Origin of the sequence: Aestuariivivens sediminis, assembly GCF_022662105.1 — a bacterium.
GTDB lineage: Bacteria > Bacteroidota > Bacteroidia > Flavobacteriales > Flavobacteriaceae > Aestuariivivens > Aestuariivivens sediminis.
Window position 1 is genome coordinate 12,326 of record NZ_JAKMCP010000005.1, and the last position, 23,445, is coordinate 35,770.

Below are 23,445 nucleotides of genomic sequence, written 5' to 3' on the forward strand. Positions count from 1 at the left end.
TTTAGGATAGAATGTGATCTATATGTTTTAATTCTTCGGTATTAAACTCCAAATGATCCAATGCTTTTACATTTTCCTTTAATTGGCTGGTCGAACTGGCCCCAATAAGTACAGACGCGATTTGGGGTTGTCTCAAGATCCAGGCAATGGCCATTTGCGATAACTTTTGACCTCGGTGTTGTGCTATGGAATTGAGTTGTTTTACCTTTTCAATAGTACTATGTACAACGTCTGCATTTAAAAATATGGAGTTTCCACCGGCTCTGGAATCTTTGGGAATACCGTTTAAATACCTATCGGTTAGCATGCCCTGTGCGAGAGGAGAAAATGCAATACCTCCAATACCATTGGCTTCTAATGTATGTAACAGACCATCTTCAACCCAACGATCAAACATTGAATAACGGACCTGGTTGAGTATAAAGGGGACGTTCAAGCGTTTTAAAATCTCAGCGGCTTTTTGGGTATCTTCGGGATTATAGTTAGAAATCGCCGCATAGAGGGCTTTGCCTTGCCGCACGATATCTGCTAATGCACCCATAGTTTCTTCCAAGGGTGTATTGGGATCTGGCCTGTGATGATAAAAGACATCAACATAGTCCATCCCCATACGTTTCAAACTTTGATCCAAACTGGAAATTAAATATTTCCTGGAACCCCATTCACCATAAGGCCCCTCCCACATGAGATACCCTGCCTTAGTGGCGATAAAAAGCTCATCTCGATACGATTTGAAATCAGATCGGAGGATTTTTCCAAACTGCTCTTCTGCCGATCCCGGAGGTGGCCCATAATTATTGGCGAGATCAAAATGCGTTATTCCCAAATCAAAAGCGCAATGTAAGACGTCTCGGGCGTTGTCATAACTATCATTAAATCCAAAGTTATGCCATAATCCTAAAGAAATCGAAGGCAGCAGTACACCACTTTTTCCTGTTCGGTTATAGGTCATGGTATCATAGCGGTTTTTGTCGGGTTGGTAGGTGTTCATTTAAATCGTTCTAATTATATTAAACTTTTAGGAAGAATTTTATAGCAACAATAAGTAGAATAAAGGCGATAAAGGCAATTAGTATCCATATACTGCCTGAATAAAACCGTTTATGAAGTTGTAAATCTTTTTTATAGGTCATGGCAATAACAATAACAAAGACTATAAAAAATAAAACTCCAAAAATGATTTGACCTTTACTGAACATATAGTTATTTTTATGCAAATTTAAGGAATATATGAAGAATAAAATAGAGGCGGTAAAAGCATTTCATAAAGCTTTTAAAATAGGTCATCGTGAAACTCCAAAAGCCAATTTGGGACATGAAAAAAACAGGTTGCGATTTAATTTGATGCGTGAGGAGAATGAAGAATACCTGGAAGCGGCCAATAATAATGATTTGGTTGAAGTGGCTGATGCTTTAGGTGATATGTTATACATTTTGTGTGGTACCATCATAGAGCATGGTATGCAATATAAGATTGAAGAGGTTTTTGATGAAATTCAACGCAGTAACATGAGCAAATTGGGAGAGGACGGAAAACCGATTTATAGAGAAGATGGAAAAGTTTTAAAGGGGCCTAACTATTTTAAACCCAACATTCAATCGATTTTAGATAAATAAAAAAGGGAAGTTTTAAACTTCCCTTTTTTATTTTATTCAACCTTATAGCGCCATCCAAAAGGATCTTCAGCTTTATTGGTCTGTATATCTGTAATACGTTTTTTTAAGTAACTGGCATAAGTCTCCTTCATTTCAGGCAAATCATAATCCTTACCATTGTAACCAAATCCGGAAATGGGGGAAACAACAGCTGCAGTACCTGCTCCGAACATTTCTTTTAACGAACCTTGCTGTGCAGCCTCAACGACCTCATGAACGCTTAATTTCCTGACATCCACTTTTATTCCTTCAGATTGTGCTAACTCTATAATGCTTTTACGGGTGATACCATCCAAAATACGATCGCTGGTTGGTGCGGTAATTAAGGTGTCATTGATGCGAACAAAAATGTTCATTGCACCGGCTTCCTCAATGTATTCATGTGTATTATCATCGGTCCAAATGACCTGCTGGTAGCCTTTTTCTACGGCCAGCTGGGTAGGGTAAAACTGTCCGGCATAATTACCACCGGCTTTGGCAAATCCCACTCCACCATTTGCAGAACGGGAATAGTTTTGTTCAATAAGGACCTTTACTTTCCCAGAAAAATAGGATCCGGATGGGGCCGTGGCAATGATAAATTTATAGGCATCGGCCGGCGACGCATGAAATCCGTTTCCGGAGGCAAAAACAAATGGTCTTACATATAATGAGCTGCCTTCATTTTTAGGGATCCAGGCCTGATCCACTTTAAGTAAAGCATTCAGACCGTCCATAAAATAAGCTTCTGGCAATTCCGGCATGGCCAATCGTTTCGAAGAGATATTTAAACGCTTAAAATTGTCTAATGGACGAAATAACCAGACGCTATTCTCAACATCTTTGTAGGCTTTCATGCCTTCAAATACGGATTGACCATAGTGAAAAATTTTAGCCGACGGATCAAGTGTAATAGGTTGATAGGGCACAACTTTAGGCGCATGCCATCGACCTTCGTTATAATCACATACCAGCATATGATCCGAAAAGACAGTACCAAATTTCAAATGATCAAAATCTACCTCATTAATCTTAGAGGTTTTACTTTTTATAACCTCTATATCGTTGATTACCGTGTTCATAGTCTAATTATTTATGCACAAATTTAAGTAAAAAGGATTTTAAAAATAGGTATATTTACACAAATCGTTTAAAATTTAAATTTTTGCAACATGAGATTTATAATCGTAACGTTTATCAGTTTATTGATGTCATTATCCTGTAAAAATGAAGCTGAAAAACAAATGGATGAAGACCATGGAGCAGCTCCTAAATACGTCTCCTTTGGTAAAAAGATTACAGCAGACGATGCGGAATGGGCAAAATCAATGCTTTCCTATTATCATACCCTTAAGGTTGGGGATACCATGACCTCTAAATTCAAGGCAACGGTCAGTGATGTCTGCCAGGTAAAAGGGTGTTGGATGAAGCTGACCTTGGATGATAAAAGCGAGGTAATGGTTAGATTTAAAGATTATGGATTCTTTGTTCCTAAAACTATTAAAAATAAAGAGGTTATTGTTAGCGGATTGGCTTATATAGATGAGCTAACTGTTGAAGATCAGCGTCATTATGCTGAAGATGCAGGACAGCCTTCAGATGAGATTTCACGAATTACAGAGCCGAAACACATCTTTGCTTTTGAGGCAGATGGGGTTCTTCTAAAGCACTAATTTGGAACGACAAGTTATTATTACGGCTGACGGTTCATCGACCATACATTTACCCGATTGGAATGAACAATATCATTCAAAACATGGCGCCATTCAAGAGGCCTATCATGTTTTTATACATCATGGACTGCACCGTTGCTATCGTTTAAGGGGAACTCATGACCCTAAGATTTCTATTCTTGAAATCGGTTTTGGAACCGGCTTAAATGCATGGATTACATTATTGGAAGCTAAAACATTAAATATAACCATAGACTACGTTGGTGTGGAGGCTTATCCGGTGCCTATGGAAGAGGTTTTACAATTGAATTATCCTGAAATTTTGAATGCCGATGATGGTGCCAATACTTTTAAAACTTTGCATCGGCTGTCATGGGAAGCGCATCACGACATCAGTTCCCATTTTTCACTGACCAAACAGAAGAAATTTTTTAAGGAAATTGATGATGAAAACACATACCATCTTATTTATTTTGATGCTTTTGGTGCACGGGTACAACCTGAATTATGGACAGAATCTATTTTTAAACGGATGTTTCATGCGCTAAAGGATCAGGGTGTTTTAGTGACCTATTCAGCCAAAGGGAGTGTGCGAAGAGCTATGCAAAATGTAGGATTTACGGTTGAAAAATTACCCGGACCTCCGGGAAAGCGGGAAATGTTATGCGCCAGTAAACCCATTTCCTAATAACGGATTTGCTCATAGGTTCTGCTTTTATTGGAGATGAACTTGGCTTACAACAGGGTGGTGCGTGTATGACTCCTAATTAAATATAGACACCGGAGTGTTGTTTGTAAAATAATTAATTGTTAAACCTAATATAAACTGCTGGTATTCCATTTTTTCATTTTGTAATTTTATAAAAAAAGGAAAATGCGCGTATTAATAACGGGTGCGACTGGATTAATTGGACAAAAAATTGTGGAATGTTGCCATGAAGAGGGTATTAAAGTCAATTATTTAACAACCCGAACCTCCCAAATACAAACGGACGATGCGTATAAAGGATTTTATTGGAATCCGAAAACTCAAGAAATTGATAGCCAATGCTTTGAACATGTTGACGCTATCATACACCTCGCAGGGGCGACCATTGTAAAGCGTTGGACCCCCCGTTACAGAAAAGAGATTGTCTCCAGTCGGGTCGATACCACTCGTTTATTAATCAATGCCCTGAAGAGGGAATCGCATCATATAAAGCAGGTGATTTCAGCTAGTGCCATAGGTATTTATCCCGATTCTCAGGTCAATTATTACGAAGAGTCCTATAAAACGTTCGATGCTTCTTTTCTCAGTTCCGTTGTTCAACGATGGGAGCAAGCGGTGGATGGTTTTTCAGAATTAAACATTAATGTCTCAAAAATTAGGATTGGGCTTGTGCTTTCAGATCATGGTGGCGCCTTGCAAAAAATGGTCAAACCGATACGGTTAGGTTTTGGAGCAGCCTTTGGTTCTGGTAAACAATGGCAGTCTTGGATTCATATTGAGGACTTGGCCCGCCTATTTATACATATATTGAAAAATAACCTTGTGGGGACCTATAATGGTGTAGCCCCTAATCCCGTAACCCATGGAGAACTGATTAAAGGAATAGCCAGACAGGTTGGACGTCCGTTGATTTTGCCTAATATTCCACGTATTTTTATGAAATTGCTTTTGGGTGACATGCATACGTTGCTGTTTGAAAGTCAGCGGGTAAGTTCTAAAAAAATAGAAAATAAAGGATTTGAATTCAAATACAATAATCTAATACCTGCCCTTGATGACTTACTGTAAGGGTTGGTGTTAGTCCTCAACTCTATTCTCATCAAAGGCTGAGGGCAATAATTTTGGGATAAACTTAATCACCAATGGCAATAATAAGGCTCCGCCCGGGAGCATGAATATGGCCAGACTGGGTATGGTCTTGAATATATCCATGAGCTGTTCCTGTACTTTTTTTTGCTCTTCTGTATTTAGTTCCTTATGCGTCGATTTGGATAATAAGATGAGTAATTCTTTGCTATCCATTAATTCCTTGTACAACCGTTTCCTGTTTCTGGAGATGAGCTTACTAACCATTTTACTTGAGTTGTCATAAAAACTTTGCACAATATTTTTTGAACTAAGTATGGCAATATCATCCTTATGTGCCGTATAAAAAGAATTTACAAACACTATGGAGGCCTTTGTGTTTTCAGAACTTAAAAAAAAGTCTTGACCGAGTTGGGTTATGAATTTAATTTCATTGGCATCAATAACCCGGTCACTCCAACTGGCCATGCAGGACAGATCCAGAATATAATATTTTTCAATATCGCTTTTAACAAGTTTTACGGCCGTGTCATAGGGTAGACGCTCCGTATCCTGATAGCGCAACGAAGCTTCAAAAAGTTTAATTAGGCTTTCATCATATTGGTTTTTCTCCGATTTGGCATCAATGGCTTTCAAAATAATAGATTCTACAACGCTTTCCAATTGCCTGATATAGTCTATGGAAATAACGTTCTCCTTCAAATACTTTTTGTAGGCAAGGATATCCACGAACAATAAGGCATTAATTATAAAATAGTTGAAGTTTTTGGTGAGGACGTTATGATCAATATGAATTCGTTTATGAATCACTTTTTCCAGTTGTTCACTGGATTGTTTAGAGCTCAACAACCCTTGAAAAAAAGACGTTTTTAGTTCATTGATGGCGGTATAAAACTGCATAACACTGTCCACAAACTGGAGTTTGGACTGGGAGTTATGATGCGTATATAAAAAGGCGAGTAGTAAGTTTACCTTACACAGTTCATCCTCAGATAAGTCTTTTTTATCAAATATGCGGGCAACAATATCGAGATTGCTTCCAAAAATAAAGCCACAGGCCCTTAAGGCCAAATAGAACGTTTCTTCGTCATCGTTCAGAAAGGCGGTATTATGGGTTACTTCCTTTAACACCTTTTTTATCCAACCTGTAGCTGATGGGTTCATAAATTCAAAATAGACTGTAAAATTAAGTCTTTTGTAGAAAAGAACACATAAATGTATTTAACAAAATTTTAACAAAACCGAGTTTCCTATTACTTCGTAGGTATGCGTGAACGTCAAAAATTTATTAACAAAATTTCTTATTATGAAAAACTTAAAACAAATTTTAGGAATCGGGATACTCGCAGTGGCCGGTTTAATTTTTGTTGCTGCAGACCATATTGATGCACCAGCGGTGCAAGGTGGTGCAAGCGACATTACAGATTTTTATGCTTTCCAGGGTGAAAATACCGATAACATGGTATTTGTAGCCAATCTCCAGGGACTCCTGAGTCCCGCGGCCACATCAGCCGCCACTTTTGATGAACATGTTATGATAGAATTCAACATTGATAATACCGGAGATAACATTGAAGATTTGGTCATTCAGGCCGTTCCCAGGCAAGGAAAAATGTATGTTATTGGTCCTGTGGCACCAAGTAGCCCGGGTCTATCCAGTGTGTTGGATGTTAATAGTGTTAACGATGCTGTTTTTGTTGATATAACCGGCTATGGTTCTGAAGCCCGGATAAGTACAAAAAATAATATATCTGTATTTGCAGGGCCTAGAGACGATCCCTTTTTCATGGATTTTGCACAGTATAGTGAAATCATTGCAGGTAATGCCAGTGGATTTAATAATCCGGGAAGTGACACTTTTGCCGGAACGAATGTCATGTCTGTAGTGGTTGAGGTTCCCAAGGCCTTAATAGGAGGTACCGGAACCATAAACGTATGGGTAGAATCAAAAAGAAGACAATAATATAATCTTAAAATAAACCTTATGAAAAATTTAAAATTAGTATCAGGATATCTTTTTAGTGCATTACTGCTAATCGCTTGCAGTAAAAATGATGTACCGGGAAATGGAGAGGGTGTATATAACAACCCCGTCCTGTCAGGAACCTATATTCAAGAGGATCAAATGGGAAGACCCGCGGTGAACACCGTATTTGTGTCCTCCTCAAGTAAGGATGAATTCAATAGGACCACTCCGGATAATCAGGGTAATGCCTTTCAAGGCATGTTTGAAGCCAATTTGTTAGCCCTAAGTCCTGCTTATGCCAATGGTGGATTAAATGCATTGGGAATGGATGCTACCACTTTTACGACGGTGTTAGCAACCGATGTGTTGAATGTGTCCTTAGATGGAACGACCACATTTTATGATGGAACCAATCTATTAACCGGAAGGGCTTTAGCCGATGATGTGATTACCGTTGAATTACTATTGATTTTTGGAGGGGAGGATTTTACAGAATATCCGGCCCTATCCAATGACCATGTGGACGAAAACGACAAGCCTTTTTTGACCTCATTCCCATACTTAGCCTCACCGTGGTAAGAATAAAATGTCATCGGGGTGTGTTTTAGGGCATGCTCCGATTATTTAAAAAAAAACTAAAAACAATACTAAAATGAAACCTTCAATATTGACAATGATGGCTCTGGCCCTGTTACTTTCGAGTTGTAATGAGGTCGCAGACCATGTCACAAAACCAAGTGATTATAATTCCTATTTAGACACTCAGGAAAATGAGATGCTGCAACTGGCCGAAAAGGATTTAATATTTTGGGAAAATAAGCTAGAAAAAGAACCGGGACAATTTCCATATTTGGCCAAGGCAGCAGCATCTCTATCGCTTATGTTTAAAGAAACCGGTCGTATTGATTATCTAAAGGAAGCCGAATTAAAACTGGTTGAAGTCAATGAAAGAACAAATTATGGAACTAGCGGTTATTTAAGGGCTTTGGCAGGAATTTACATAGCCCAGCACCGTTTTAAAGAAGCCTTAAAGCTGTTGCACATCGCCGAAATTCATGGAGAAAAACTTAAGGCGACCCAAAACATGCTTTTCGATGTTCATTTGGAATTAGGGAATACCCATGATGCTTCCATGTATTTAAAAAACATTGAAAACTATATAGATTTCGATTTTCTTATTCGGCTATCCAAATGGAGTGATCACCATGGCGATCTGGATAAAGCCATACTCTATTTGAAAAAAGCATCAGAAATAGCTGAGTCCTCCAACGATCAACAACGCATGCAATGGACGTATACCAATTTAGCAGATTATTACGGACATGATGGCCAAATTAACCTGTCATACCACTTTTATTTAAAAGCACTGGCGCTTCATCCAAATGATGCCTATGCAATAAAAGGAATTGCTTGGATTGTATATTCTCATGAGCGAAATCCACAAGAAGCCTTACGGATTTTGAATGCGATTTCAAAAACCCATGAAACTCCGGATATCTATTTGTTCAAGGCAGAAATAGCTGAATATATTGGTGATAATACAGCTAAAAAGGAGTATTTAAATAACTATAGGACCCTGGTGAAGGACACCAACTATGGCGCCATGTATAATACATATAATGCCTTATTATTCACCGATACCTATCATGAACCAAAACGAGCGGCAACAATTGCCTTAGAGGAAATTAAAGATAGGCCAACACCCCAATCGTACGATTTATTGGCATGGGCCTATTACAACCATGGACATGTTCGGGAGGCACTGCAGATCATGGAAGAACATGTCGCCGATAAAACCTTTGAGCCCGACGTATTGTTCCATTTAGCTCAGATCTATAAGGGTAACGGTAAAGTCAAAGAAGCAAGCGCTCTTAAAAAAGAATTATTGGATAGCACCTTTGAATTAGGTCCGTTAATGGAAGAAAAAATTGAAAAGATTTAATTCCTTATAGCCATGAGTAAAGGATTTGCATTTTTTATTTTTATGTCGTTGGCGACCAGCATATTAAGCGGACAACCGGCAAAGCAAGAGGGATACGTAATGTCAAATATAAGAATGGATAATACAGTCCTCCCTAATCTTGTTGAACCAACGTATCAAATTGGTATTCTTTCCAGTGTGGTCCATGGAATTTCCTGCCAGTTAAAGGTTAGGGTAGAGGATGAGTTAACAAGTGAGGAAACGTATGTTTTAATTCAGGATGTTTCCTTTGTGGATATGGAGTTAACCTACACTATAAGTGATTTTCAAATAGGCTTTTTTATTGAAAACCTCTTGGGTTTCGGAGATGCCCGATTTGCCATTGAACCCAATTTAGAGCGTCGTGCAGGAGTCGCTGATATGGTTTATTTCACTCATGAAGCTCAATTTTTGGCAGGCATTAATATGACGTACAATTTTTAGTGATGCCTTCCCAAGCAATGTTTGGATGGGCTCGTTTTTTAGTGGTTTTGGTTGGTTGGTTGAAGGTGTCTGCGTCATGCAGGCACTTTCTTTTATTCGGATATTGTTCTGGATACCGTCCTATGGCTTAAAGCTAATAATCCAAGGATAGGTCCGATGGCCAATAGCATATAGATTGCGTTGGAATTTGTAAATTCATGGATCCTATTTATTAATTGAATACTGATGATGGTTATGGAAAAGCCCACGCAATTAACGATGGTTAGCGCCGTTCCTTTGATCTCTTTCGGGGCATTATGGGCGACTAGCGTCGAAAATAGAGGGGAGTCTGCAATGACCACCATACCCCAAAAGAATAAAAACCCCAAAAACAAAACTTCAGACTCAGTGCCAAAAACCAATGATGAGGTCAAGCAGCACAAGCATGATAGGAATAAAGCTATGGATGCCATTCGTTTAGCACCTATGATTTGAGAACCATAGCCTCCCAGCACACAGGCCAGTCCACCAATGCCTATAATAAGAAAGGATAACAAAGGCACATTAAAGGAGGTTTGAGGGTGTAAAATAGTATAAGTCTTAAGCATAATGGGCACAAAGGCCCAAAAGGTATAGAGTTCCCACATATGGCCAAAATAGCCAAAGGCAGACGAACGGAATTCTCGATTTTCAAAGACTTTGAAGAATGCGGAAAAGTGGAATCCCGAACTTTTTTTTCTAAAGGGACCATCAGGTACCAACAATACCATGAGCAAACCTCCTGTCGCGGCCAGAATCGAAATGACAATAATTACCGATCTCCATGAAAAAGAAGTTGTCAAATCCTTAACCAAATGTGGAAAGGCTGTTCCGACAACCAGAGCACCAACTAAAAATCCGAGCGATTTACCAAGGCCTTTGGTGTAGTAATCTGCTGCTATTTTCATTCCTACGGGATAGATACCTGCCAAAAAGAAACCGGTAAGAAACCGCAAGGTGAGTATGCTGGTTAAGGAATGGTGTTCCCAAATGAGTCCCATATTCGAAACAGACCCCAATAAAGCACAAACAAGAAATACCCTGGAAGGCGAATATCGATCCGCTATGGTTAAAATGGCAAAACTCAACGTTCCCGTTATAAACCCGAACTGTACCGCCGAAGTAAGATGCCCTAAAGCGCTTTGACTTAGGTTAAAACTAGCAATTAAGTCATTTAACACCCCATTTCCCGCAAACCATAAAGAGGTACAACAGAATTGTGATAGGACAATAACAGGAAGTATTATTTTTGCTGGTTTCATAGGGAATTCTACATCTCACCAAAAACATACAACAGATATTTGCTTAATCTGTTTGTAGACCTACGTCGATGTCTAATTTTTATGTAGAATGTTATCATGAGTTATTAGTTGGTGTCATGAAATCAAATTTGCAGGTGTAATCTTGGATGCCATTTTTCCAGAGCTCATTGAGATGTAATTACAGCGTTGCCAAGTTTAAACTTAGGCTACTAATATAATCTTTTTTGTAAAATCGTGTCTTAAGATTTTGGAGGGATAATCAAGAATTGGTGGTCACCACTCCTAATGTATACAATTGCTCCATAGTTGGCGTTGCACTTCCACCTTCTGGCTCTAATGTAATACCAAAGGCCTCACTTTGGTTTTGATTTTGTATTTCAAAGATTTTATTATCATCCGTTATAAAACTGTCCAAGGTACCCAGACTTACAGGTATTAACGGATTTAGGGTTAGGGACCATACCTGGTATACCTTGCCCTCCGGTGGTTCAGGTAATCCGGCAGCATCCAGAAAGATGCGCTGTTGGTCTTTATCCCAATATACCTTGGCATAGGTTTCGGTAAAATTTCCCTGGCCGGCTAACGGCACTTGGGTAATATTATCATCACGCAATACGGAGATCAAGGTTTTGGCATCGTTTAAGTTGGAATTGGCGGCTTCAATTTGTAGTTCTAAATACGATTTTTCTATGGTCACGTTTTGGATATTCGATTCCAGTTGTTTGTTCTGGTTCAGGGTCCAAAACAAACCAAGTGCCAAAATAATGGAAGCGGCCCAACCGGTATAAGTCACCCAATTGTATTTTGATTTCGCTACGGAAATGACCTTTGTTTGATTATTCTTAAAGGCTAATCTATCTTTAATGGTCGTAAAGGCGGTTTCGTCTTTATTTATGGATGTGGCTTCAGACAGGGCTATAATAGCCTGTTCTATCTCTAAAACTTCTTGTTCTAACTCAGGATATTGCTGTACTAGAGTATGGACTTCCTTGCTTTCTTTTTCGGAAAGCGCGCCAGCAACAAACAGCTCTAAAATACCGGATTCTATATATGCCTTAATATCCATTTATTTTAATACCATTGACCTTAATTCCTTAATGCAGTTTCTGTTTCTTGTCTTTATCGTACCAATGGGCATATCTAAAGCTTCGGACGCTTCACTTTGGGTATAGCCCTTAAAATAAAGCAACTCGATAACTTCAATACATGTTTTGGCCAATTTTTTAACAAATTTTCCAATACCAATAGCATCGGTTTTGTCATTTAAACTTTCTTGGGTTTCCAGTATGTCTACGAAAAATTCCGCTTTAAGGTTTTTTCTGGAGTTTTTAAAATTTTTAGATCTCGTTTTGTCTATGGCTGCATTTCGGGCAATGTTTAAAATCCAGGTAAAAAAGCGCCCTTTTTCGGCAGAGTAAGAATCTGCATGATGCCAGACTTTAACAAAAACATCCTGCAGGACCTCATTTGCCATTTCACTGTCCCTTACAATAGTGTTGATAACACCGTGCATACTCGTGCTATACATATTGTAAAGTGACTCAAAAGCCTTTTCATCCTTTTGTTGAAATTGTTTTACTAAAAGGTCCAGATCCATCGGTTGGATTTAAATTTTAAGTGAAGCGGGGTTCATTATTCGATTATCCCAGCACAACTTACCCGTGCACCAGCAGCACCCGACGGTTGTGAGGTTAAATCATCTTCACCAGCATGGACGATGACTGCTTTACCTAAAATATTTTTATTCACGTCGTCACAGCCCATACACCATTCATCCGTTGAAAATTGGATAAGACCATTGCCCTTCTCATCAGCCGTGAAATTACCGATATCCCCTTTATGGTAACCTGCTTCATCTCCCCATTTCCCATGCGGTTGTGAGGTAGGGTTCCAATGGCCTCCGGTGGATTTTCCGTCTGCGGAAGAACAATCGGCTGTTTCATGTAAGTGAATCGCATGTGTTCCGGGTTCTAAATCACTCATGATAGCTGTCATGGTAACCATACCGTTCTCTTCCTTAAAGGTGACTTGCCCGTTAACATTGCTATCGCTTTTTGGTTCGAGGGTAATGGTTAGTTTTTTACTTTCTGGTGTAGGAGCCATTTCTTTCTCAACACTAACTTCGTCTGGAGACTCTACAGCATCTTTTTTCTCATTTTTGCAACCAAGTATAGATAACAAGACTACCGTTGTCATTAACATTATCGGATTTTTCATTTTTCTATTTTTTATGTTTTTTAAAGACTGTTTCTTGAAAATTTTGATGAAAGTTAAGGCAATAATCGGCCAATTGCAAATTTAGATATGACATATATCATATTTTAAAAAACAACTAAAGTTTAGTTTTGTTTTATAATGGTTAGGTATGGTAAGTTCATTAGTTAATAAATACAATGTAGCGGGTCCCCGCTATACAAGTTACCCGACAGTACCCTATTGGGATAACAATACATTTTCCCTCGACAAATGGAAGGCCTCATTAATTACCTCCTTTAGGGAAAGTAATGCCACAGAGGGAATAAGTCTCTATATTCATTTACCTTTTTGTGAAAGTTTATGCACCTTTTGCGGTTGTAACAAACGTATAACCAAACAGCATAGCGTGGAGACACCCTATATAGATGCTGTCTTAAAGGAATGGCAACTGTATTTAGAGGTTTTTAATGAAAAACCGATTCTTAAGGAGTTGCATCTTGGTGGGGGTACACCAACCTTCTTTAGTCCCCATAATCTAACTCGGCTGTTAAAGGAGATTTTAAAGGATGTTATCCTTGCCGAAAATTATGAGTTTAGTTTTGAGGGCCATCCTAATAATACCTCAAATCGGCATTTGCAATCCTTATATGATATTGGATTCAGACGGGTAAGCTACGGTGTGCAGGATTATAATCCTACAGTGCAAAAAGCAATACATAGAATACAAACCTTCGAACAGGTAAAACGCGCTACTGAAATGGCCAGGGAAATAGGGTATACATCCGTTGGACATGACCTTATTTTTGGATTGCCATTTCAAACCTTGAAGCATGTCGAAGAAACCATATTAAAAACAAAGACTTTACTCCCTGATCGTTTGGCATTTTATAGTTATGCCCATGTGCCCTGGATAAAAGGTAATGGTCAACGGGGGTTCAAGGATTCGGATTTACCATCTCCGGGATTAAAAAGGCAACAATACGAACTGGGGAAACAATTACTCACCCAAGTCGGATACGAAGAAATAGGAATGGATCATTTTGCTTTGAAAACCGACAGTTTGTATAAATCCATGGTTTCTAAAAAGTTACATAGAAACTTTATGGGGTATACTGCCCATAAAACTCAGGCCATGATTGGTTTGGGGGTATCGTCAATTAGTGATAGTTGGTATGGTTTTTCACAAAATGTAAAAGCCATTGAAAACTATTATGCTCTCTTAGAGCAGGATATGCTACCTGTGTTCCGCGGTCATATTTTACAACAAGAAGATTTGATTATTCGGAAACATATTCTTAACTTAATGTGTCAATTTAGAACGTCATGGAACTTGGATGAATTATATTTTAAGGAACTGCCCGATGTTATTTTAGAATTGAAAGAAATGGAAAAAGATGAACTCATTGTCATTGGTTCCAATTTTGTTGAAATAACGCAAAAAGGACGTCCGTTTGTTCGAAATATTTGTATGGCATTCGATTTGTTGCTCAAAAGAAGACAGCCTGAAACTAAACTGTTTTCTATGACTGTTTAATCAGTAAACCGATGGTCTTTACGGGTGGTTTATGAATTTCATCGATTTATATACCTTAAATGAGGTAAGTTTTTAACAGAACCTCATTTGGGATGGTATTTTTTTAGTTTCTTAGTTTTTAATAAACCATTAAAATTTAAAACTGATGAAAAAAATCATTGTGCCTGTAGATTTTTCCGATTATTCAGAATATGCCTTAAAGGCTGCGGCCAAACTGGCTAAAACCTACAATGCAGAACTTCTGGTGCTGCATATGCTGGAAATGTCAGATATTATGTTAACTGCTTCCGAAGGACTTCAAAGCCAGAAAGCCTTGTACTTTTTTAAACTTGCAGAGCAGAAATTTGAGGATTTTATTAACAAGGATTACCTGAAGGGGGTTACAGTGACTCCAATTGTAAAACATTTCAAAGTGTTCAGTGAGGTTAACGATGTCGCACAAAAACATCATGCCGATATTATTGTAATGGGATCCCATGGTGCTAGTGGCGTCAAAGAGTTTTTTGTAGGCTCGAATACGGAACGTGTGGTGCGCCACTCGGAAATTCCAGTTTTAGTGGTGAAAAAGGATTTATTGGAAATCAATTTTGAAGTCGTGGTTTATGCGTGCAATTTTCAAGAGGAAAGTATTGCCTCTTACATCAAAGCCACCAAATTATTCGAAAAAATGAAATCTAAGATGTATTTGGTACATGTCAATTTACCTAACGATCGTTTTAAAAGTTCAATAGAGATAGAGCGAAATGTCACTAATTTTTTAAATAAAGCCGATGGAAATTTGGATAGATTGGACAGTGTCTTTTACGTAAGCGACTATACTGTTGAAGATGGTATTTTAAATTTTTCCAACAAAGTGGGAGCTGATTTAATTGCCATGCCTACACATGGCAAAAAAGGAATAGCTCACTTTTTTGAAGGCAGTATAAGTGAGGATGTTGCCAATCATGCAACCTTACCGGTCATTACCTTTAAGATTTAGTTTAAAGTTTATTTGAATTGATTTTAGCAAATTAGTTTTTTTGAGAAGGCTCCGCTAAGGAGCCTCCTCACTTCTATATATTTAATAAATGGGTGTGTCTTGAGAAATTGATAGTACATTAAACAACAGGGCTTTGGTATTGAAAAATTCAGTTTCAATGGCAATGGATTTTAATTGAGTGTCCAAAAGTTTTGACTCTCTTGAATTCACTAAAAATAAGGAACTTTCTCCTAAAAAATATTTTCGTTCTTCGGCTTTTAATAAGGTATTCGTATCGGTTACTAAATCTTCTATAAATTTGTTTTGAGATAGGAATGACCTTAATTCCTGAAAAAGGGCATCTATTTTATTTTTTAAAATGACCTTTGTAGATTCAATTTCAAATCTGGTGTCTTGAATTTTAAATTTGGCTAGCTTGAGATCACCACGTTCCTTTCTTAAAAATAAAGGGAAACTAATATTTATACCACTTTTGTATGCTGAGGTATTCATTGAACTTATAATTTCCGGGGTTTGGGTCAAAAAATTATACTGTAAATCCACTTTTGGTAAGAGATTGTTGGCCTGAAGTCGTTTTTCTATAGTTAGACTTTGGAGTTTGTAATCTAAAGACTGAATTTTAGGATGATCATTAACATTTATGTTTTCCATGAGCATTCCGGTAATGTGCAATGCATCATCGATATTTTCGAGGGTATTCACATCCGGAATCACCCCATCCTTGAGTTCAATGGGTGTATTATCATTGATCCACAGGTAATTTGATAGTTCCAATGAGGATTTGATGAATTTTATTCGTGCTTTTTCTAAACTAAGTTTTCTATTGTTTAAGGCCATTTTAGCTTCAGTGGTATCAATAGCGGATAATTCACCGACTTCATAACTTTTTTTGATACCGTCAAAACGCATTTGAGCATTATTCAAGAAGTTTTCGAATAGGCGCTTTTCATTATAGGTTTGTAACCATTTAAAATAGCTAAGTGTCGCCTGGTACAGTATATTGTTGACTTGTAATTGTCTTTCAGCTTTGGCCTGCTTCACATATAATTTGGACTGTCTTAACAAGGCCATACGTTCGTTGGTTAATAAACCACGGGCCACAGATACCGAAACACCTACACTGTACAGCCCGTCCTCGGGGATTGTAGACTCCGGGTTTAAAAAGATACCGTCGTTTTCTTCAAATGTCCCTTTTAACTCAATACCATACCATGTTGGAATTTTGAAAGTCGTATTGAGTTTGTTATAGTAATCGGTGCTTTTAAACCGCTTGGTGTCATAGTCAATTTCTAATTTAGGATCGAATGCACCACGGGCTTTCAGCAGTTTCGCTTCACTTTCACTAATGATTAAATTAGCTTGCTTCACAATGGGGTGAAAGGCTTTTACATAGCCTAAATATTCTGAAAGCGAGATCACTTTGAGGCTGTCTTGTGCACAGACAGTACCATATATAAATACTAAAATTGAAAATAGAAATGTTTTCATTTTTTAACTTTTTACATTGGATTTCTCCTTGTTTTTTGGTTGATAATAATTAGGGGGGAAGCTATTTATTTGTCTCCAAAGTTCAAACCAAATAGGCACGTCTTCCAATAGGGCAATGGTTTTTGCACCGGAACCTACTCTTATAGCCTTTGGCCATTCGTGATCGGTTTCATCCGGGGCAAGTAAAACCCTGTACATCCCTTGGTCACTAATAAAATTCTCAATAGCCACAACTTTAGCGCCATAGGTACCATAACTCACATTGGGCCATCCACTAAATACAATTGCCGGCCATCCGTCAAATTGAATTCGAACTTTTTCACCAAGGTGTAACAGGGGCAAATCAATTGGTCTTACATAAGTTTCCACTGCAAGGTCATAGCGTTCCGGCATGATACCCACAAGGGCATCTCCTTCCTTAAAAGTTACCCCAATGCCACCAGTTATGGCTTTGTTAATATATCCGTCAACGGGGGCAGTTACGTAACGCAAACTATGCCTTACCTGGTAATTGGTATAATCGTTCATAAGTTTGGTTACTTGAGCTTGAGTGTCGAACCTACTGGATTGTGTCGTAAATAAATCACTTTGTGATTTGGATATTTTATCAATGTACTCCTGGTTTATTCTGGACAATTCTATTTGAGCATTTATGACCTCATTTTTACTTGATATAAATTTGTTTTCTTGTGATATCAGTTTTGCTTGCGCTTCTTGATATTTTACTCGTTTTTCTTCCACATCCCTTAAGGCCTTTAATCCCTCCTTTTGTAAAGTTAAAATACGATCATACTGTCGTTCGGCTATGGTCAGGTTGGTTTTATAGGCTTCAAAGTCAATACTATCGCTCTTTACCTTTAATTTGGACTGTAACAGTTTATTTCTGGTTTGTTCTAACTTTAGCTTCTGTTCATTTTTGAGGGCCATGATTTGCCTTTGTAAAGCCTGTACTTTCTGTTGATAGGCGTCTAATGAAGATTCCTTTGCCTGTATTTGACTATTGGTACGTTCAACAAGCTGATCGTCGAAGTAGTCGCTTTTTACTTCAGAAATCCTTAGAATCGTATCCCCTCGTTTAACGTAGTCCCCTTCACGTACAAACCATTCTTCAATCCGTCCAGGGATTTGAGATTGAATGCTTTGCGGACGATGGTCTGGTTTTAATGTGGTTACCGCTCCTCTACCGGTAATGTTCTGTGTCCAGGGTAGGAACATCGTTATACCGGTAATAAAAGCCGCTGCGAGTAGAAATTTATTAAAATGCTTATAATATGATTTATCTAAAACGTTTCTACCCGACTGAAACCGTCTTAAATCCACTTTTTTATTTAACTGATTATGAGAAATATTGAGCATGATCTAAAAATTCTTTGTTTTAATTGTTCCTTTTTCCAACGTAATAACCTCCGTACATTTATTTACCCAATGTCTGCTGCTACTAACCACAATAAGACCCCATGGCCTGTCCTTATGGGACAGAAAGTCAATAATTTCATCTGTTTCCTTTCTGTTGAACCGATCCAAGGCATCTTCCAGGATTAAAATCTTTGGTTGTTTTAAAATGGCCCTGGCCAATACTATTTTTTTTGATACGGTATGCGACATTTGCTTTCCATCAGGATAAAGGATGGTTTGCAATCCATTGGGCAGTTCTTTAACGAAATCCAATAAGGCAATGTTCTTCAAGACCTCAAAAATGGTATCATCGGTAATATCTGGATTGCCGAAAGTAAGATTCTCCCTAAGAGTCCCTTCAAAAGGTGTTTCTTCGGTTAAGGATAGACCTAACTGGGACCGGTAGTGATTTAGATTCAAACTTTTTAGGGATACATTATTAATATAAACGCTACCCAAAGAAGGTTGGATGACTCCGGAGATTAATCTTAACAATGTCGATTTCCCCGATCCACTTTCTCCTTTAATTAATATTCTGCTTGCGGTGTTGATGGCAAGGGTAATATTTTGTAATATCGGTTTTTCTCTATCGGTAACGTAGTATGACACATTTTCCAATGAAATGTCGTAACCATGTTTAAATCCGGGTGACTCCCCATTCAGGTTATCTAATTCCTTATCGACAATTTGACCTAATTTTTCAATGGAGGTGAGAACATCATAAAATGATTCTAAACCCAGAATTAGTTTTTCGACCGAGGCAATCACCAAAATAATAATGATCTCTGCGGCTACAAATTGACCAATATTCATTTCTTGATTTAGCACTAATGCACCGCCAATTAAAAGCAAACTGGCAGTAACTATGACCTTAAAACTAATCATCTGAATGAATTGAATGACCAAAATTTTAAAGTGACTCTCCCTGGCATTAAGATAGTCGGTAACCAGGGCATCATTTTTGGAGATGGCCAAATTGGTGTTTCCGGAAAGCTTAAAACTTACAATAGTTCGCGCTATTTCCTGAATCCAGTGGGCCACACGGTATTTATGCTTTGATTCCTGTAAACTCGTTGCTAATCCTTTTTCTGCCGTGTATTTAAAAACTATGACTATGAGCAATAACAACAATAGACCGAAAATGATGAAAAACGGGTGGTAGAAGGACAGTAAAATCAATGCAAATAAAATTTGTAAAAGGGCAGTGGGGACATCGATTAATATTTTGGAGAGTCCTTTCTGTATGATTAATGTATCGAAAAATCGATTGGCCAGTTCAGGGGGATAAAAGTTCCGTAATTCGGTCATTTTTATTTTTGGAAATCGGTAGCTTAACTCAAAAGATGAACGTAAAAATATGCGTTGTTGGATGGTTTCTATAATCCGTAATTGCATGAGTTGAAGTCCGCCGTTGAATGCGACACCAACTGTTACTAAAATAACCAAGATGATCCAAGAGGTCGAAATTTGGGCCCCTTGAATGAGGTTGATAATTGCCTGAACCCCCAAGGGTAGTGATAGCGCTACAATTCCGGAAAAAATGGCGTAATAGAATATTTGCAATATATCCCTTCTTTCCAATTGTAGTAATCCTAAAAAGCGTTTCCAGGGTGACATGGTTGGTTTGTCCATAATTATGATTTGATGGTTTTTAATACTAAGTCCATTAAAAAGTCAGTGGGTGTACTCTTACCTCCACAATCTGTAATGGAAATAAAATGGTCTTTGAGAAAATGTTGGTGCAAACTCGCTTCAATGATCGTGCTCGCTAAACTTGAGGGGAACGGGTAATCCGGATTTACATGAGTGATCATGTCCCTTAAGCGATGAATGATTCGTTTATACACTGCAAAATAACCTTCTTGGTTTTCCTTATCCACTTCCTTAGTTAGGAAAGACTTGGAATTTTCATTTATAATAATCCTATTAAGAACAACCTCATTAATGTGAGAAAAATTCGAATCTTCCTTAACACTTCTAGTAACGATCTCTATAGCTTTACACAGTTTTTCGAGATGATTTAAAGCATGTGTTTCAATAACCAATTGATATTCAATCCATGACCAATACCAAGAGGTTAGGTATAATAGTAGTTTATGCTTACTTTCAAAATAGCGGTATATCGAACTTTCATTGGAATCTATTTGATGTCCCAATTTCTTGAAAGTAAAACTTTCAAAACCCATATCGTCTATTATAATAATACTGTGTTGTACAATGCGCTTTCCCAGGTCGGAGGACTCCGGGTCTTTTACATATATTTTCTCAGGAACTGCAATTTTTATATTTGATAGTAATCTATCCATAATTAATATTTATGCTTGCAAATATAATAGTAATACTATTAATATAAGGTATATTTTAAATAATTTTAGAAAAAAATTAACATTTGAATGAAATCAGGGAATAAAATTGACTGTAAAAAATGGGTTAGTGGCAATTAATGGTATGGGTCATCACCTCGTTAGAAGGGGCTGGTGAAAGATACGGAATACCCAACCCTAGTCCTCTCATCACAAATAGTAACCCAATAATTACCACAAATACTGGAATAAGCTTTTGAATATGTTGTCTTGCGCTTCCTTTTAAAAATTGAGTGAAGTAAATAACTGTTGTCATAAGTGGTATAGTTCCCAGGCCAAATAGCACCATATATAGGCCACCAGATAGTGAATTTCCGGGGGCCATGGCAGCAAAGACGGCCATATAGACCAATCCGCAGGGTAAAAATCCGTTTAGAAACCCTATGGTTAAAAAGGTGTCCGAAGTTTTAGATTTAATGGATTTTCCTAAAGCTGATTTGATTTTTGAAATCAATCTATAAATAGGTCCTGAGACGGTATAATTATTTTTAATTTTTTTTGGGACAATGATGAATAAAATCATCGCAATACCAATCCCAATTGATAATTGCTGTTGGTAACCAAATAAGTAAAGGCCCTTTCCAATAAACCCAAATAAAAGGCCAATGATACCATAGGCCAAAAGTCTGCCCAGGTGATAGATGCTAATCTGGATTATTTTTTTTAAAGCATTTGAATGATCTACCGGAAGCATAAATGCTATGGGTCCACACATTCCTACACAGTGCAAACTTCCCAATAAACCTAATATAAACGCTGATGCTAACATGTTAATAATTCAAAGCGGCTTTAAATAAATAAGATTTTCCGTTATATTGCCAGTCTATTTTCATGTTCCAACGACCATCTACCAAACGATTGTCAGGTATGAGCAAATAGGTGCCAGACAATGAAATTGCAGTTTCAAAGTCTAGTTGTTTGTTAGATGGTCTGTACAGGAACACTTTTCCGGTTATTTTTTTGTGATCTAAATCTTTGGGAAAGATAATTTTTATACCAGAGTTGGACTTTTCATAAATTATCTTTTCGCTCAAATTATTGGCGTTCTTTAGTTTTTCAATATCGTTTTGATAAGTCAGCTCTTCGGCGTAATAATCGTCGGTAACCAAATCATGATCATATTTGTCATTCACGTTCATGGTAATAATAAAGTACATGATAAAGCCAATAAAGCCTATAAATGCTAATACAATTCCTGTTCCCCAATTCATTTTCATGGTTTAAATATTAATGGTTTGATCTTAAACTAATTCATTTATAGTTTCTGGGACCTAAAAAATTTGCCGATGTGGTTTCAATGAGCTTATCGTCCTGATAAACCCCTATTTTAATTTTATTTCGGTCTCCTGATAATACGGCATTATTAATTTCCACAAATAAGGTGCCTTCAGCTATTCCTTGACTGGGCACGGTAAAACTATCACTGGTGGCCACGAGCTTTAATTTCCCTTTGTGCGACATTAATCTTAAAGTAACATCCTCAATGGCCTTTGTGGTTTTATTCACTAATTTATAAGTAAATACGTTACTGATCATGTTATTGTCCTTGTGCTCATATAATTGTCCAGGCAATCTTAAAACTGTCGCTTCAACATCGTTTCTTAAAAATAGCATCCCGGTTAATAACCCTGTTAAAATAAATAGAACAGCTATATAACCTTTCATTCTGGTAGTTAATTTAAATGGGGCGTGATTTACGATGTTTTCCTCACTGGCATATCGGATAAGTCCTTTTGGTAAATTAATGCTTTCCATAATATGATCGCACTCATCAATACAGGCTGTACAGTTAACACATTCCAATTGTGTGCCGTTTCTAATATCAATACCGGTAGGACAAACATGTACACATTGTAAACAATCTATACAATCACCATGGCCTAAAGCCTTTCTGTCTTCATTCTTCCTGAATTTTTTCCTGCCATTTTCACCTTCACCGCGCTTATGGTCGTAGGCAACAACAATGGATTTGGTATCCAGTAATACGCCTTGTAATCTGCCATAAGGACAAGCTATAATACAAACCTGTTCCCTAAACCAAGCAAATACAAAGTAAAAAATAGCGGTGAAAATAATTAGTGGGAATAAGGTGTTTAGATGGTTGAAGGGACCATCGCTGATGTAACGCAGGAGTTTATCACTGCCAATGAGATAGGCCAAGAACACATTGGCAATTAAAAAAGAGATAATTAAAAATATGGACCATTTCCATAGTCGTTTTTTAATTTTCTCTGCGTTCCATGGTTGTCTATCCAATTTGCGTTGTTTATTACGGTCGCCCTCAATCCAATACTCAATACGCCGAAATACCATTTCCATGAAAATAGTTTGCGGACAAATCCATCCGCAAAATATACGTCCAAAGGCAACTGTAAACAAGGTGATGAAAATGACACCAATAATCATGGATACTACAAATAGATGAAAATCCTGTGGCCAAAAGGGGAACCCAAAAATATTGAAGCGCCGTTCCAGTACATTAAACATTAAGAACTGGTTACCATTGAGTTTAATGAATGGTGATAAAAATAAAAAGGCCAATAAAAAATAACTGACTATTTTTCGTTTATCATAGTACCACCCACTGGGTTGTTTTGGAAATACCCAGGCACGTTTACCTTCCTCGGTAATCGTGCCAATTGAGTCTCTGAAATTTTCGTTTTCCGGGGTTTCCAATGGTTTGTTGAGCTGAATTAAAATCGTTTTATCATGGTCATTTAAAACGCTTCGGTCCCCT

22 protein-coding genes and 2 pseudogenes are annotated in these 23,445 nt (G+C 37.7%); 10 read left to right on the top strand and 14 right to left on the bottom strand.

Features of this window, described 5'->3' with window-relative positions:
• Position 1: 1 nt before the first annotated feature.
• A complete protein-coding gene (locus tag MR054_RS12875) occupies positions 2 to 991 on the bottom strand; it encodes an aldo/keto reductase (RefSeq protein ID WP_242158249.1) in 990 nt (329 codons plus the stop codon).
• Between the two features lie 239 nt (positions 992 to 1,230).
• Between MR054_RS12875 and MR054_RS12885 the strand changes: the two genes are divergently transcribed.
• The gene (locus MR054_RS12885) at positions 1,231 to 1,617 is read left to right on the top strand and encodes a nucleoside triphosphate pyrophosphohydrolase family protein (RefSeq protein WP_242086676.1); all 387 of its coding nucleotides are present in this window, start codon (positions 1,231 to 1,233) and stop codon (positions 1,615 to 1,617) included.
• A gap of 32 nt (positions 1,618 to 1,649) precedes the next feature.
• On the opposite strand, the gene MR054_RS12890 is transcribed toward MR054_RS12885, so the two are convergent.
• Entirely contained in the window at positions 1,650 to 2,717 is a 1,068-nt protein-coding gene (locus MR054_RS12890; RefSeq protein ID WP_242158250.1) for a branched-chain amino acid aminotransferase, read from the bottom strand.
• A 90-nt stretch (positions 2,718 to 2,807) separates the two neighbouring features.
• On the opposite strand from MR054_RS12890, the gene MR054_RS12895 reads away from it, so the two are divergent.
• The 3 genes from MR054_RS12895 (at position 2,808) to MR054_RS12905 (ending at position 5,085) form a co-directional block, all read left to right on the top strand.
• The gene (locus MR054_RS12895) at positions 2,808 to 3,308 is read left to right on the top strand and encodes a DUF4920 domain-containing protein (RefSeq protein WP_242158251.1); all 501 of its coding nucleotides are present in this window, start codon (positions 2,808 to 2,810) and stop codon (positions 3,306 to 3,308) included.
• A 1-nt stretch (position 3,309) separates the two neighbouring features.
• Positions 3,310 to 3,996, top strand: coding sequence for a tRNA (5-methylaminomethyl-2-thiouridine)(34)-methyltransferase MnmC2 (gene mnmC2 / locus MR054_RS12900; protein ID WP_242158253.1), 687 nt, complete (start codon positions 3,310 to 3,312; stop codon positions 3,994 to 3,996).
• A 186-nt stretch (positions 3,997 to 4,182) separates the two neighbouring features.
• Positions 4,183 to 5,085, top strand: a complete 903-nt coding sequence (locus MR054_RS12905) for a TIGR01777 family oxidoreductase (RefSeq protein WP_242158254.1) — start codon at positions 4,183 to 4,185, stop codon at positions 5,083 to 5,085.
• A 9-nt stretch (positions 5,086 to 5,094) separates the two neighbouring features.
• On the opposite strand, the gene MR054_RS12910 is transcribed toward MR054_RS12905, so the two are convergent.
• Positions 5,095 to 6,267: an LETM1-related biofilm-associated protein gene (locus tag MR054_RS12910; RefSeq protein ID WP_242158257.1), complete on the bottom strand. Its 1,173-nt coding sequence runs from the start codon at positions 6,265 to 6,267 to the stop codon at positions 5,095 to 5,097.
• A 142-nt stretch (positions 6,268 to 6,409) separates the two neighbouring features.
• Between MR054_RS12910 and MR054_RS16825 the strand changes: the two are divergent.
• From MR054_RS16825 to MR054_RS12925, 4 genes and pseudogenes are all read left to right on the top strand, one after another.
• Positions 6,410 to 6,682, top strand: a pseudogene (locus MR054_RS16825) (DUF4331 family protein); the annotation flags it as partial.
• A 33-nt stretch (positions 6,683 to 6,715) separates the two neighbouring features.
• Positions 6,716 to 7,648 (top strand): annotated as a pseudogene (locus tag MR054_RS12915) (DUF4331 family protein).
• Between the two features lie 73 nt (positions 7,649 to 7,721).
• A complete protein-coding gene (locus MR054_RS12920) occupies positions 7,722 to 9,011 on the top strand; it encodes a tetratricopeptide repeat protein (RefSeq protein WP_242158258.1) in 1,290 nt (429 codons plus the stop codon).
• Positions 9,012 to 9,023: 12 nt separating this feature from the next.
• Positions 9,024 to 9,473, top strand: a complete 450-nt coding sequence (locus tag MR054_RS12925; RefSeq protein WP_242158259.1) for a hypothetical protein — start codon at positions 9,024 to 9,026, stop codon at positions 9,471 to 9,473.
• Positions 9,474 to 9,565: 92 nt separating this feature from the next.
• On the opposite strand, the gene MR054_RS12930 is transcribed toward MR054_RS12925, so the two are convergent.
• The 4 genes from MR054_RS12930 to MR054_RS12945 form a co-directional block, all read right to left on the bottom strand.
• On the bottom strand, positions 9,566 to 10,753 hold the full coding sequence (locus MR054_RS12930; RefSeq protein ID WP_242158260.1) for an MFS transporter: 1,188 nt from the start codon (positions 10,751 to 10,753) through the stop codon (positions 9,566 to 9,568).
• 259 nt (positions 10,754 to 11,012) lie between these two features.
• Positions 11,013 to 11,819: an anti-sigma factor gene (locus tag MR054_RS12935; RefSeq protein WP_242158261.1), complete on the bottom strand. Its 807-nt coding sequence runs from the start codon at positions 11,817 to 11,819 to the stop codon at positions 11,013 to 11,015.
• Positions 11,820 to 12,350, bottom strand: a complete 531-nt coding sequence (locus tag MR054_RS12940; RefSeq protein ID WP_242158262.1) for an RNA polymerase sigma factor — start codon at positions 12,348 to 12,350, stop codon at positions 11,820 to 11,822.
• Between the two features lie 35 nt (positions 12,351 to 12,385).
• Positions 12,386 to 12,970, bottom strand: coding sequence for a superoxide dismutase family protein (locus MR054_RS12945; protein ID WP_242158263.1), 585 nt, complete (start codon positions 12,968 to 12,970; stop codon positions 12,386 to 12,388).
• A 148-nt stretch (positions 12,971 to 13,118) separates the two neighbouring features.
• Between MR054_RS12945 and hemN the strand changes: the two genes are divergently transcribed.
• Both hemN and MR054_RS12955 read left to right on the top strand, forming a co-directional pair.
• Entirely contained in the window at positions 13,119 to 14,483 is a 1,365-nt protein-coding gene (gene hemN / locus MR054_RS12950; protein WP_242086708.1) for an oxygen-independent coproporphyrinogen III oxidase, read from the top strand.
• Positions 14,484 to 14,628: 145 nt separating this feature from the next.
• Positions 14,629 to 15,462 (top strand): universal stress protein, encoded by an 834-nt coding sequence (locus tag MR054_RS12955; RefSeq protein ID WP_242158264.1) that lies wholly within the window; start codon positions 14,629 to 14,631, stop codon positions 15,460 to 15,462.
• 81 nt (positions 15,463 to 15,543) lie between these two features.
• On the opposite strand, the gene MR054_RS12960 is transcribed toward MR054_RS12955, so the two are convergent.
• The 7 genes from MR054_RS12960 to ccoG all read right to left on the bottom strand — a co-directional run bounded on the left by MR054_RS12960 (position 15,544) and on the right by ccoG (position 23,384).
• Positions 15,544 to 16,950 (bottom strand): TolC family protein, encoded by a 1,407-nt coding sequence (locus MR054_RS12960; RefSeq protein WP_242158265.1) that lies wholly within the window; start codon positions 16,948 to 16,950, stop codon positions 15,544 to 15,546.
• Between the two features lie 3 nt (positions 16,951 to 16,953).
• On the bottom strand, positions 16,954 to 18,306 hold the full coding sequence (locus MR054_RS12965; protein WP_242158267.1) for an HlyD family secretion protein: 1,353 nt from the start codon (positions 18,304 to 18,306) through the stop codon (positions 16,954 to 16,956).
• 3 nt (positions 18,307 to 18,309) lie between these two features.
• Positions 18,310 to 19,977: a peptidase domain-containing ABC transporter gene (locus MR054_RS12970; protein ID WP_242086717.1), complete on the bottom strand. Its 1,668-nt coding sequence runs from the start codon at positions 19,975 to 19,977 to the stop codon at positions 18,310 to 18,312.
• Positions 19,978 to 19,979: 2 nt separating this feature from the next.
• Complete coding sequence (locus tag MR054_RS12975) at positions 19,980 to 20,651, bottom strand: TetR/AcrR family transcriptional regulator (protein WP_242158269.1); 672 nt, start codon at positions 20,649 to 20,651, stop codon at positions 19,980 to 19,982.
• 124 nt (positions 20,652 to 20,775) lie between these two features.
• Positions 20,776 to 21,477 (bottom strand): sulfite exporter TauE/SafE family protein, encoded by a 702-nt coding sequence (locus tag MR054_RS12980; protein WP_242158271.1) that lies wholly within the window; start codon positions 21,475 to 21,477, stop codon positions 20,776 to 20,778.
• 1 nt (position 21,478) lies between these two features.
• Positions 21,479 to 21,925: a FixH family protein gene (locus MR054_RS12985; RefSeq protein WP_242086723.1), complete on the bottom strand. Its 447-nt coding sequence runs from the start codon at positions 21,923 to 21,925 to the stop codon at positions 21,479 to 21,481.
• A 34-nt stretch (positions 21,926 to 21,959) separates the two neighbouring features.
• Complete coding sequence (gene ccoG, locus MR054_RS12990; RefSeq protein WP_242158272.1) at positions 21,960 to 23,384, bottom strand: cytochrome c oxidase accessory protein CcoG; 1,425 nt, start codon at positions 23,382 to 23,384, stop codon at positions 21,960 to 21,962.
• Between the last annotated feature and the right edge of the window lie 61 nt (positions 23,385 to 23,445).

Coding starts and splice junctions, on each gene's coding strand:
- MR054_RS12875 (WP_242158249.1), bottom strand. CDS start 991: ATGAACACCTACCAACCCGACAAAAACCGCTATGATACCATGACCTAT.
- MR054_RS12885 (WP_242086676.1), top strand. CDS start 1,231: ATGAAGAATAAAATAGAGGCGGTAAAAGCATTTCATAAAGCTTTTAAA.
- MR054_RS12890 (WP_242158250.1), bottom strand. CDS start 2,717: ATGAACACGGTAATCAACGATATAGAGGTTATAAAAAGTAAAACCTCT.
- MR054_RS12895 (WP_242158251.1), top strand. CDS start 2,808: ATGAGATTTATAATCGTAACGTTTATCAGTTTATTGATGTCATTATCC.
- MR054_RS12905 (WP_242158254.1), top strand. CDS start 4,183: ATGCGCGTATTAATAACGGGTGCGACTGGATTAATTGGACAAAAAATT.
- MR054_RS12910 (WP_242158257.1), bottom strand. CDS start 6,267: ATGAACCCATCAGCTACAGGTTGGATAAAAAAGGTGTTAAAGGAAGTA.
- MR054_RS12920 (WP_242158258.1), top strand. CDS start 7,722: ATGAAACCTTCAATATTGACAATGATGGCTCTGGCCCTGTTACTTTCG.
- MR054_RS12925 (WP_242158259.1), top strand. CDS start 9,024: ATGAGTAAAGGATTTGCATTTTTTATTTTTATGTCGTTGGCGACCAGC.
- MR054_RS12930 (WP_242158260.1), bottom strand. CDS start 10,753: ATGAAACCAGCAAAAATAATACTTCCTGTTATTGTCCTATCACAATTC.
- MR054_RS12935 (WP_242158261.1), bottom strand. CDS start 11,819: ATGGATATTAAGGCATATATAGAATCCGGTATTTTAGAGCTGTTTGTT.
- MR054_RS12940 (WP_242158262.1), bottom strand. CDS start 12,350: ATGGATCTGGACCTTTTAGTAAAACAATTTCAACAAAAGGATGAAAAG.
- MR054_RS12945 (WP_242158263.1), bottom strand. CDS start 12,970: ATGAAAAATCCGATAATGTTAATGACAACGGTAGTCTTGTTATCTATA.
- hemN (WP_242086708.1), top strand. CDS start 13,119: ATGGTAAGTTCATTAGTTAATAAATACAATGTAGCGGGTCCCCGCTAT.
- MR054_RS12955 (WP_242158264.1), top strand. CDS start 14,629: ATGAAAAAAATCATTGTGCCTGTAGATTTTTCCGATTATTCAGAATAT.
- MR054_RS12960 (WP_242158265.1), bottom strand. CDS start 16,950: ATGAAAACATTTCTATTTTCAATTTTAGTATTTATATATGGTACTGTC.
- MR054_RS12965 (WP_242158267.1), bottom strand. CDS start 18,306: ATGCTCAATATTTCTCATAATCAGTTAAATAAAAAAGTGGATTTAAGA.
- MR054_RS12970 (WP_242086717.1), bottom strand. CDS start 19,977: ATGGACAAACCAACCATGTCACCCTGGAAACGCTTTTTAGGATTACTA.
- MR054_RS12975 (WP_242158269.1), bottom strand. CDS start 20,651: ATGGATAGATTACTATCAAATATAAAAATTGCAGTTCCTGAGAAAATA.
- MR054_RS12980 (WP_242158271.1), bottom strand. CDS start 21,477: ATGTTAGCATCAGCGTTTATATTAGGTTTATTGGGAAGTTTGCACTGT.
- MR054_RS12985 (WP_242086723.1), bottom strand. CDS start 21,925: ATGAAAATGAATTGGGGAACAGGAATTGTATTAGCATTTATAGGCTTT.